Raw genomic sequence first — 7,080 nt, 5'->3', positions numbered from 1 at the left:
ACTACCGTACACGGTTCCAGATTGAGTTTTGCTTTCGGGATTCCAAGCAGTTTACCGGACTCAATGACTGTCAGGCAAGAGACTTGAAGAAACTCGACTTCGCTTTCAATGCTTCACTGGCTTCGGTAAACATCGCAAAGGTCATGCGGAAACGATACTATCCCTCGCTTTCCATCGGACTGCTAAAGGTCTATCTGAGTAATACTTATATGCTCAAAAGAATTTTTAGCAAGTCCGGTCTGAAACCGAACAGAACTTTTAATACTAAACTTATCAAAGAACTATTTGGCATAGTGGCAGAAGCCGCTTAGCCGATATGTTGATTTTTTAACGGACTATTATAATAAGCGTTTTTACTAAATGTAGTACCTGCTACTTTTAGAACAGACGTTTCCACTATTCTACTATTTGTAGTATTTACTACATTTAGTATTCGCTGACATCCAGTTACTTGACTGTCATTAGAAAGGCAAGTCCTCCTCTTTCTCCTGCGGCAAGCCTTCCGGTGGTAGCGGTGTCCGGACTTGGCTATCTGTATTCCCGTCCGCTTCCGAAGCCGCATTTGCCTCCGTACCCTTCTTGCCGGTATGAATGAACTTGATGGTGTCCGCAACGACGGAAAGCTGCACATGGTTGTTTCCGTCCTTGTCTTCCCAAATGGAAGATGTAAGCGTTCCATGCACAAGGATAAGCCGTCCTTTGGTAAGGTATTCCGACAGTTTGATATGATTCTCCTTGCTGCTTTTGACACGTACCCAGGTGGTCGTGCTTTCGCCTTTCTGATAGTCATCCACTGCAATATCCACTGCAATGAAAGAACCGTGTTTACCTGAAATGACCCGGCAATCCTTGCCGATGCGTCCGATTGTATAAGTATTTAACATAACTGAAAAATTGTGGCAAGCTGGTTGGTCTCGCCGTTACCTTGAACTGATTTTGTTTTTTCCCTACATTCAGGCTTCTTCGCCTTTACGGGAAATTTTATGCGTATCCGACGGGACTTCGCAATGAGCCAAACAACGCGGGGAAATACGCTTCGGCAAGCCCGAAGGAAGATTTCCCTAAAGGGTTGTTTGGTGTTTGCACGGGAAGTCCGGTAATTTTGCGGAAAATTTCCCCAATAAGGCGGAGGGGCGAATGAAGATGGTGGCGGTATAAAAGGAGGATGCTTGGAACGGTATAAAGGGAAGAATGATGGTAAAAGAGGATTTAACAGAACGGATAGAACAGGAAGCGGGAGAAGGGCAATACCTCCCGAGCCGACCATCAGCCGGTCCGGGAGGTGCGACGTGTCCCGTGCCGCTCAATACGGAAGATACCAGTCCGCATTCTTGCATTCCGGATTTTTCTCCGCCGTTTGCAATATGCCGATAACGGAAGGGCATCTGCGGTAACAGCCGTTGTAAATCTGCCTTCCGTCGAGCGTTATCAGCTGGAGATAACAGTTATCAATGCCGTCACGGCTGCGTCCGGAAACAAATGTGAGCCTGATGCCGTTGCTGTATGAAAGAGTCAAAGTAGTATAGTTTATTTCGGCTTCGGGGCTTTCGGACGGCAACCGGCTGTTGAAATATCCGAGAGCCAGCATGACCTGTTCAGCAAAACGGACGGCTTCAGCCCGGTACTTTTTCATGGCCGATGCCACAGGTATCTCATCGTGCCTGTTTCCCGTAAAGCTGTCAGGCAATATCCTGTTCCTGTACACCAACTTAAACGGACCGCCGATGTCATCCTGCACCACAGGCAGGCTGACGGCTTCATATTCAGCTTTCGTCAAATCAATGTACCTCGTCTGTCCCTCATCCAGATAGAGGCGGTAAGCGGGTTTTGCCCGCTCCCGCTTTTTCTCGTATTCCGCCTGGTCTTTCACATCCATGCAGTTGTAGGTATGCCTCGACACCCGTTTCACCGCATTGACATAGGTTTGGCACTTGCTTACGCCGAAACGGCGTGCAAACTCCGGCTTTGTACCTGTAAAATGGTATTCGTTCCAATAATAACGCTTCATCTCGTCATTCTTTTAATAAACAACCTCAAATTTATTCAGACAACAGATAGCACCATCATATTGTTTTTCCCATTTTTCAACCAGTCTGTCAATATCCGTAAGGGATGCTATCGGTTGCTTGAATTCCTCTTCCATCCACTCGAACACATTTTTCAGTTCTTCAAAATATTCATTGAAATATTCTTTTTCAGGTGTAAGTACATTCAAAACATATCTCTCAGGGAAATATTTGCCTTCGCTGTCATTTGTCTCGTAGATTACCATTCCGGGTTCTTCTGTTCTGTAATAGTATCGCAGGGACGGGAATTTTTTCAGTATGAGTTCCAACGTTTCGTCACAAGGCGACCAGGCCGTTTCTGTATTGAATTTCAATATATCGCCCACAAGTTCCAGTCCGTTCCACGAGCCACGGCAATCTACATTTTCCCAATCTTCGCCTAACGCATCCACGAGGCATCCCAGCCAAGTTGTTCCGAATCCGTTTTCAATGGTTGGTTTTTCCATATCCTGTAATTCCTGCATCAAATCATAGAGGCTTTGAACTTCCTTTGCGTCGCCCTCTACCACATACGCTGTATTGCTCCAATTCGGCATGATTATAAGTTTAAAGTTGTTGACAATTCGATTTACTGTTGCGGAATTGTACAGGACTCTCACGCCCTGCACAAATTCCTGTTCCAATCAGATGTCATTCCGGCAGCATCATCGGCATCAGCAATGCCAAGCGTTCCGTCTGTCCATCATCCGTTGACGGCTCTATGATGGCCGCACGGCACGGCTCACTCATACGGAAACGGACTTCCGCCGCATCCATGTTCTCCAGCACCAGTATAAGGTTTTCCGCACTGAAACCTATATTGATGTCATTTCCCTGATAGGCACAGAACACCGTTTCCTCCGCTGAAGTGGAATTGTCAAAGTCATGTCCTGACAGCTGCAGCGACATGCCTGAGAATTTCATCACCACCATGCGGTTCGCCTTTTCCGCGAATACGCTGACCCTGCGGATGGCCGACAGCAACGTCTGCCTGTCAATGGTCGCTTCCTTGTCGCTCTCGGACGGGATGACGGCATTATAGTTCGGGTATCGCCCCTCTATCAGCCGGGAACTGAAAGAGTCCGTGTCTGTCTTGAAAGCGATGCTGCGTCCGTCTAAGTTAACTTCCACAAAGCCCTCCTTTTTCTGTATCAGGGTCTTTACGATTTTGGCGGCCTTTGCAGACAAGAGAAAACTGCAATCCTCCGCTTCCCCTGCCAACGGATAGATGTTACGGGCCAGTTTGTGCCCGTCTGACGCCGCGCATTCCACCTTGCCGTTCCCGATGGTGAAATTGATGCCGTTCATTATCGGACGAATGGAATCGTACCCAACGGCAAACAGGGATTGTTCGATAGCCTTGCACAATGTGGCTGTCTCCATGCGGAAATGAATGTCGCTCGGATAGTCTGCGGTCGGATACTCGTCTGCGGCTTGTCCCACCATATCGAAATGTCCGTTCGCATATTGGATGGTCACGCTCCTGTCCTCATCGCCAATAATAAAGGTGATTTCCTGTTCGGGCAGATTCTTCACGGCATCCAGCAGGGTGCTTGCCGTGATACAGACTTTCCCTGTTCCCTCCTGTCCTGTCACATCCAATGAGCCGTGCCACGTACATTCAAGGTCGGATGCGGTCACTTCCAGCGGTGCGTCCTCTTTCACTTCCAGCAGAAAGGAGGAAAGGACGGGCAGTGCCGGTCTGTTGTTCATCACTTTGGCCATTGCAGCCAGTTTGTTTGCCATTGCGGTTGACGATACTGTAAATTTCATAATGCAAATGTTTTATTTCCCTGCTTTCGGGCTGTTTGCCCTTGCCCCGGGATGTTATTTTTCGGTGCAGGATGAGCCGTCCGCCTATGACGCAAACTTTTTGGCAGGAATACGCTTTGCCGCAAGGGAAAGGAAGATTCCTGACACCGGGACAACCGTTGCAATTTTGTCCCTGTCCCAAAAGTTTTCGGCATCAACAGCGGACGACTGAACTTCGCACACGAAAATACGACCGGCGGCAAGGGCACAGGCGCGGGCGGTCAAAAGTCTGTATAACCGGATGACAGTCTGTATATAAGTGGTTGGAAAAGTGGAGCTGCCGGGCTAAATTCTTTTGGATAACGCTCCATGCTACCAACGGTTTTGCTAATTTTGCAGCCATTTATGCAGGCGAATGAAAATATATGGAAAGATTCATCATCATATTATTGTTAATCCTGATAGTGTCTCTTACACGGTATTGGAGAAGAAAGCTGGGTGGTGCCTATTGCGCCGCCGCAAAGTATGCGCCCACCGTGGAACTCCGCAGGGAATTCAGCCGCAAGGCGGTACTGGCGGGCAACAAGGAAGCAAGGAAGATTTTCCCCATCACCATTGCGAGGTTTGCCGCCGGCCATCAGCCGTTGAAAGTGTTCAAGAGGAAGAAAATCCCCTGCGTATTCACAGACTATTATTTCCCGTCAAGGTATAACTCATACCTGAGTGAAGCACAAAAGCAGTTCTGCCAATCCGTGCTGGATTTCAAGGACGGCAAGCGTAACGGCATCCGTTTCCTTGTGGCAGGAATAGAGAAATTGAAGCCCAAGCCGGGCACGGTTGTCATGTTCATGCCGTGCAGCACACAGCGGAAATACTGGAAGCGGTTCAAGACGATGGCAGACTATCTTCATGACGAATACCCGGAGCTTGTATGCGGCATATCGTATGTCCGTTATACGGGCGACAGGGAGAGCCTACACCTGCAAAAGGACAGGGGGAATGCCGAACCGGAGAAAAATTATTTCTTCAAAGAGGACCTGGCGGGCAAGGAGGTATTAGTGGTGGATGACATCCTTACAACAGGGAAAAGCCTGCAGGATTTCAGGAAGGAGGTGGAAGCGGACGGAGGCAAGGTTGTGGGTGCCGTTTTTGCAGCCGAGACATTCAGAATGCCCAATACATTCTGGTGTTATTTGGATGCGTTAGGCTGGTCTGAGGATGATGCGGGGAAATATGCCCCCAAGCCTAAAGATGCCGTTCTTGATTACCCATACCAACGTCGTAAATGGGGTATTTATGATGAAGAGCCGGAAGATATTGATTGGATGCCTGACAGGACAATCCTTCATGGGAACAGCATGATTAACTTGTGGTATGGCAAGAGGAAAGGCAAGTATGTCGTGGTAAGAAAGGAACTCTTGCCCTTGAATCCGGAAAGTGACGAGCCATGCAGCGACGACTTGTCGGAATTTGACTTGCGGATATGAGACATGCCGACTTTCACAAGCCGGCATGCCCATAAACAGTGGTTCGGTTTGATTGTGAATCCCCTGTCAAGAAAAAGACAGAACAAAAGCTAATCAGTCGTACTTGCTGCAGGAACCATCAACCTTACACAGGCATTGCGGTTGGCTTCCGTGGGCTCGTAATCGTCAATGCCGCCCGCTGAAACCGTTTCCATCATATCGGCATCCACGCCACGCCTTCGCAACTGTCCGGCCATATATGCGGCACGCCTTTGCGACAAGCCGTTGTTGATGGCGTCATTGCCGGTGGCACGGTCTGCCGCGCCAGTGATTTGGATGCGCAACCCGTGTTTTCTTGCAATCCGGGCGATGCCGTCCAGGTTAACCAACTGCGAATTGTCCGTAAGCCTGTCGGTGTTCAGCACGAAGAAGAAATAGATGGGCGGGCCGATATACCTGCCGTCTACAAGCAGGGGTGAAGCAATGGAATCGTTGCGGTGGAGTGAGCCGTCACTGCCATCATTATAAACGGAAGCCTTACCGTATGTCGTATAAACGGTGTCCCCGCCATGGGTAAAAATGGTGTCACCCTCATGTTTTTCCTTGTCCGCCCGGGCATTGCGTAGCCTTGCACGGAGCGAGTTCAATCCGCTGTAGTCGTTCTTGGGATAGCCGTTTGAAAAGTCTTTTCCGTCACGTTCATTTCTCAACGAAGAAAGCCTGTCCGCATACTTGTCGAGCAGTCCTTCCAGCTTCAATATCTTCTCAAATTCGGCGATGATGCGGGCGTTCATGCCATTTTTCTGCCGGAGCTGGTCATTCTCGCTGCGCAAGCTGTGGGCATAGCCGGTCAACCGTTCGTTACGTTCAATGTAAGGCGAGGCATCAACCACGCGCTTCCAGCCTTTCTTGCCGATAGTATAGGAGAATCCTGCGGTCAGTGACAGCATACGGTCACCCCATTTGTTGCCGGCACCTAAACCGTCAAAGTCTTTGAAAGTGGCGGTACAGCCAAGTTCAGCCGTGAGGTGCAGGCGGCCGGCCAGACGGTACCGTCCTTGCACTCCGTAAGATACCGCAAACGGGTGGCGACCGAGCCCGTCATTGTGCAGGATGCCCAAACCGACGTAGGGGATCAAGTCCCAACGGAAATCCTTTTTGGCGTGTGCGGTCCCCGATAACACATTCCACATCATGTCGGCATGGAGATGCTGGAAATCTCTTGTTTCAAGCCGTGCGTCCTTGAACTGCAAACCTTGGAAAGCAATCCGTGCGCCGATGGCCGGCGTAAACCACTTGCCCGCGGAAACGGACAATGCAGGTCTCGTGCGGTCAAAGATGTCACCGCAGCCAAGCGGCGAACCGACAAATGCCGACACGCCGCCGGACACGTTCACAAACCAGTTGTCCCGCCAGGGGGGAAACCACCACGGCATTCTCCAGAAAAACCGGCTTCAACGGCCGGGACAATTCCTCCCACCTGGGAAGACTCTCCCACCGGACAGTGTCCGCCACGGAAACATCGTAAGCTCTTGCCATGAGCGGCAGAGACAATACGGATAGCAATAAAAATCTACGAATCATATTATCTGTGTATTTGTTTTTGTCTTGCAAAAGAAATGATTCGCCGCGTCTGCAAAGAGGCTTTCTTCCTCTTTCAACTCCCGCTTAACAAGAATTTCAGTCACGGCGATTTATCATACTGTCAATCATACTATAAGTCAGATATAAGTGATGACAAAAAGTCTCTTGGCCTGTCATTTCCTGCGGACGTTCTTGCCTCCTTTGGGCTTCATCATCCGGCTTGCCTGTATCAG

At 49.5% G+C, this 7,080-nt stretch carries 6 protein-coding genes and 1 pseudogene; 2 read left to right on the top strand and 5 right to left on the bottom strand.

Going from position 1 to position 7,080, the window contains the following annotated elements:
• Positions 1 to 311, top strand: a pseudogene (locus tag B5F25_RS20235) (transposase); the annotation flags it as partial.
• 150 nt (positions 312 to 461) lie between these two features.
• On the opposite strand, the gene B5F25_RS20230 reads toward B5F25_RS20235, so the two are convergent.
• From B5F25_RS20230 to dnaN, 4 genes are all read right to left on the bottom strand, one after another.
• Positions 462 to 884: a single-stranded DNA-binding protein gene (locus B5F25_RS20230; protein WP_087251665.1), complete on the bottom strand. Its 423-nt coding sequence runs from the start codon at positions 882 to 884 to the stop codon at positions 462 to 464.
• 419 nt (positions 885 to 1,303) lie between these two features.
• Positions 1,304 to 2,008 (bottom strand): hypothetical protein, encoded by a 705-nt coding sequence (locus B5F25_RS20225; RefSeq protein ID WP_241148460.1) that lies wholly within the window; start codon positions 2,006 to 2,008, stop codon positions 1,304 to 1,306.
• Positions 2,009 to 2,020: 12 nt separating this feature from the next.
• A complete protein-coding gene (locus tag B5F25_RS20220; protein WP_087251664.1) occupies positions 2,021 to 2,602 on the bottom strand; it encodes a hypothetical protein in 582 nt (193 codons plus the stop codon).
• Positions 2,603 to 2,696: 94 nt separating this feature from the next.
• Positions 2,697 to 3,818, bottom strand: a complete 1,122-nt coding sequence (gene dnaN / locus B5F25_RS20215; protein WP_087251663.1) for a DNA polymerase III subunit beta — start codon at positions 3,816 to 3,818, stop codon at positions 2,697 to 2,699.
• A gap of 404 nt (positions 3,819 to 4,222) precedes the next feature.
• On the opposite strand from dnaN, the gene B5F25_RS20205 reads away from it, so the two are divergent.
• Positions 4,223 to 5,284, top strand: coding sequence for a phosphoribosyltransferase family protein (locus tag B5F25_RS20205; RefSeq protein ID WP_241148459.1), 1,062 nt, complete (start codon positions 4,223 to 4,225; stop codon positions 5,282 to 5,284).
• An 89-nt stretch (positions 5,285 to 5,373) separates the two neighbouring features.
• On the opposite strand, the gene B5F25_RS20200 is transcribed toward B5F25_RS20205, so the two are convergent.
• Positions 5,374 to 6,699, bottom strand: coding sequence for an OmpA family protein (locus B5F25_RS20200; protein ID WP_241148458.1), 1,326 nt, complete (start codon positions 6,697 to 6,699; stop codon positions 5,374 to 5,376).
• Positions 6,700 to 7,080: the final 381 nt, after the last annotated feature.

The sequence above is a fragment of the Bacteroides sp. An19 genome (genome assembly GCF_002160215.1).
Taxonomy (GTDB): domain Bacteria; phylum Bacteroidota; class Bacteroidia; order Bacteroidales; family Bacteroidaceae; genus Phocaeicola; species Phocaeicola intestinalis.
This window is presented reverse-complemented; position numbering and strand designations above follow the sequence as displayed.

What these genes read in the sequence shown, in the direction of transcription:
- B5F25_RS20230 (WP_087251665.1), bottom strand. Translation starts at nt 884, where the DNA reads ATGTTAAATACTTATACAATCGGACGCATCGGCAAGGATTGCCGGGTC.
- B5F25_RS20225 (WP_241148460.1), bottom strand. Translation starts at nt 2,008, where the DNA reads ATGAAGCGTTATTATTGGAACGAATACCATTTTACAGGTACAAAGCCG.
- B5F25_RS20220 (WP_087251664.1), bottom strand. Translation starts at nt 2,602, where the DNA reads ATGCCGAATTGGAGCAATACAGCGTATGTGGTAGAGGGCGACGCAAAG.
- dnaN (WP_087251663.1), bottom strand. Translation starts at nt 3,818, where the DNA reads ATGAAATTTACAGTATCGTCAACCGCAATGGCAAACAAACTGGCTGCA.
- B5F25_RS20205 (WP_241148459.1), top strand. Translation starts at nt 4,223, where the DNA reads ATGGAAAGATTCATCATCATATTATTGTTAATCCTGATAGTGTCTCTT.
- B5F25_RS20200 (WP_241148458.1), bottom strand. Translation starts at nt 6,699, where the DNA reads ATGCCGTGGTGGTTTCCCCCCTGGCGGGACAACTGGTTTGTGAACGTG.